Source organism: Lentzea sp. NPDC006480 (genome assembly GCF_040611995.1).
In the GTDB taxonomy this organism is placed as follows: domain Bacteria; phylum Actinomycetota; class Actinomycetes; order Mycobacteriales; family Pseudonocardiaceae; genus Lentzea.
The window spans coordinates 1-3,368 of sequence record NZ_JBEXPJ010000320.1; the positions used below are offsets into that span (position 1 = coordinate 1).

Sequence of the window (3,368 nt, forward strand, 5' to 3'; positions counted from 1 at the left end):
CGAGTCCACCCACCCTCCGGACCCTCCGGACGCGCCTCCAGCAGATGCCCGTAACCGGCGCGGGTCAGCGCCCGCCGCACCTCCGGCGACAACCTGCCGCCCCCGAACCCTCGCCCCAGTTTGTAGAGCCGTTGCCCGAGCGGGAAAAGGTGCCCGCCTTCCACCGGCACCCGCAGGTCAGAGCTGGGCAGGCCGCGTTCGCCGGTCTCGTCCCAGGCCGGCAACAGGCCCGTGGCCGTGGCGGTGGCCAGCGCCTGCAGATAGTGATCCCGAGTCCACCCACCCTCCGGACCCTCCGGACGCGCCTCCAGCAGATGCCCGTAACCGGCGCGGGTCAGCGCCCGCCGCACCTCCGGCGACAACCTCCCGCCCCCGAACCCTCGCCCCAGGTCGTAGAGCCGTTGCCCGAGCGGGAAACGGTGCCCGCCCTCCACCGGCACCTGCAGGTCATAGCTGGGCAGGCCGCGGTTGCCGGTCCCGTCCCAGCCCGGCAACAGGTTCCCGGTCGTGGCCTCGGTCAGCGCCTGCAGATAGTGATCCTCAGTCCACCCGCCCTCCGGCCGCACGTCCAGCAGATGCCCGTAACCGGCGCCGGTCAGCGCATCCCGCACCTCCGGCGACAACACCCCGGCCCCGAACCCCCGCCTCAGCTTGTAGAGCCATTGTCCGAGCGGGAAACGGTGCCCGCCTTCCGCCGGCACCCACAGGACACCGCCTGGCAGGCGGCGGTCGCCGGTCCCGTCCCAGGCCGGCAACAGGCCCGTGGTCGTGGCCGTGGTCAGCGCCTGCAGATAGTGATCTTGAGTCCACCCACCCTCCGGACCCGCCTCCAGCAGATGCCCGTAACCGGCGCCGGTCAGCGCATCCCGCACCTCCGGCGACAACACCCCGCCCCCGCGCCCTCGCCGCAGGTGGTAAAGCCGTTGTCCGAGCGGGAAGCGCCCGCCTTCCACTGGCACCTGCAGGCCATAGCTGGGCAGGCCGCGGTCGCTGGTCTCGTCCCAGGCCGGCAACAGGCCCGTGGCCGTGGCGGTGGTCAGCGCCTGCCGATAGTGATCTTGAGTCCACCCGCCCTCCGGACCCGCCTCCAGCAGATGCCCGTAACCGGCCTGGGTCAGCGCCTGCCGCACCTCCGGCGACAAAGCCCTGGCCCCCCGCCCCTGCCTCAGCTGGTAGAGCCGTTGTCCGAGTGGGAACCGCCGCTGGCCCGGCAACTCCACGTCCAGCTTTTGGCTGGGTATGGCTCTCGTGCCTTGAGGGTCCGGCGCGGGCAGCAGCCCCTGCGTTACCGCGATGGTCAGGGCGTCGATGTAGTCCTGAGGCAACCACACGGTCCGCGCAGTCCGCGCACGTTTCGGCGGCGGCCCGGTCTCACCGTCCTCCGGAACGGGCCGACGACCACCACCGCGTCCCGTTCCACCGCGCCCCGTGCCGCTGCCTTCCCCGTCCCGCGCTTGTCCGCGTGCCCCACCGAGCATCTGGCCGATCCGGCCCGACACCACCCATTGCGACAGCGTCACCCCGGCACCGGCCGAATCCCGCGGCAACACAAAACCCGCCGCGTCCACCTCCGCCCGTACCGACCGCAGCATCTGCACCGTGATCTCTCCCCCCGGCCACCCCCACCGCACCAACTGCGCGTTGACAGCGGACAGCACAGCCGTCTCGAAATCGATCTCCCGCCGAATCGACACACCCGCCACACCACCAGAGGCCAAGAACCGGCCCGTCTCCGGCCCGACGGCCCCATCCCCCCCGGAAGACAACTCGCCCCGCGCCGACCCCACCGGACCACCGGCCACGACCACCCGATCATCGCGAACCACCGGACCCCGGCCCGCCACCACACCCTCCCCACTGCCCACCGCAGACCGCGCAGACACGATCGGCACCCTCACCGAACCCGATGACATCCCCGCAAGAACATCGGACTCACCGACCCCATCGACATACGACGACACCTGCGACCCCACCGGACCATCGACCACGCCGTCCGACATGGCCGGGTTCGCGGCCGCGCCGGAGAACTCGCCGGCATCGACCCCGCCACCCGACCCGCCCCGGCCCCAGGACCGCAAGCCGACCACATCCCGCACCCCCACACGGGAATTGTCGACCCCCTTGCCCCGCTCCACACCCTCGTCCACATCGGACTCGACCTCCGTGTCCGAATACGGGTCGTAGCCGACGTCCGTGGTGAAGCGGCCATCGAAGTCGAAGACCGATTCGGTGTCCGATTCGGTGTCGGTGTCCGACAGGTCGCCGCCGGATTCCCGATCGACAGCGAATTCCTGGTCGGCGGTGAGGTCCTGGTCGGCGGCCGGAGTCTGGATGGCGGAGGGAGCGACCGGCAGCGGCACGGCGGATTCGAGATTGACGCCGGTCCGAGGCGCCCGGATCGCGTCCCGAGACATCTCCGGGGCAGCGGTCTCGGTGGAGACCAACGTCGTACCGATCCCCTCGACGCCGATCCCCTCGACGCCGATCTTCGACGTGACCGAGAGGGACGACATGGTCGAGAGGGACGGCGTGACCGACGTGGCCAGGTTCGGCGTCGCAGTGGTCGTGGTGATCGGCGCCGTGGCGTTCGGTTCAGGTGTCGTCGGCGTGGTCGGGGTCGACACGGCGGGACGCGACCGCGTCGTCGTGTCAGTGGCCATGTCCGGGGCCATGTCCGGCGTCGAGGAGGCCGGCGTGGCCGCGGTGTTCCGGGCCTGGATCTCGTTCGAACTGTCCATGGTCGGCGTGGCAGGCACGATCGTGGCGTTCTCCGACGGCCCTGACAGGCTCGTGGTGACATCGGGCGACGCCACCGGCGACTGCACAGTGGACTGCGGCACCACCGCCTGCGTCGAGGTAGCAGGCGCCACGGGACCGTTGACCGACTGCGGCGCATTCGTGGAGGTGCTCGGCACATTCGTCGACGACGACGCGACGCTGGTCGACGACGCGACGCTGGTCGACGACGCGACGCTGGTCGACGACGCGACGTTGGTCGACGACGCGACGTTGGTCGACGACGCGACGCTGGTCGACGACGGCGGCGCGTTCACAGAGGTGCCCGGCACGCCCGAAGACGACGACGGCACGGTCGTCGGCGGAGGTACCGACTGGCCCGGCAGAGGCGTGTTCGTCTGGCCCGCGCTGGCGGTGCCGCCCGCGCTGGTGGTGCCGCCCGTGCTGGTGGTGCCGCCCGTGCCGCTCGACGTGCCGGGCATGACGCCCGCAACACCCGGCGTGATGCCCGGCGCGTTGGCCAGGCCACCAGGGACGCTGCCCGAGTCGCGGCCACCGGAGATAGCACTGGCAGTCCCGCCATTCCCGCCGCCGTTGCCGCTTCGGTTGTCGCCACCGGCGATACCCGGCAG

1 protein-coding gene and 1 pseudogene are annotated in these 3,368 nt (G+C 71.3%); one reads left to right on the forward strand and one right to left on the reverse strand.

What is annotated here, in order from left to right; all coding sequences use genetic code 11:
• On the reverse strand, positions 1–2,513 hold a 2,513-nt coding region (locus tag ABZX92_RS45525; RefSeq protein WP_355572353.1), incomplete at its 3' end, for a hypothetical protein.
• Between ABZX92_RS45525 and ABZX92_RS45530 the strand changes: the two are divergent.
• Positions 2,494–3,368: pseudogene (locus ABZX92_RS45530) on the forward strand (hypothetical protein); the annotation flags it as partial. The gene ABZX92_RS45525 and the pseudogene ABZX92_RS45530 overlap by 20 nt on opposite strands.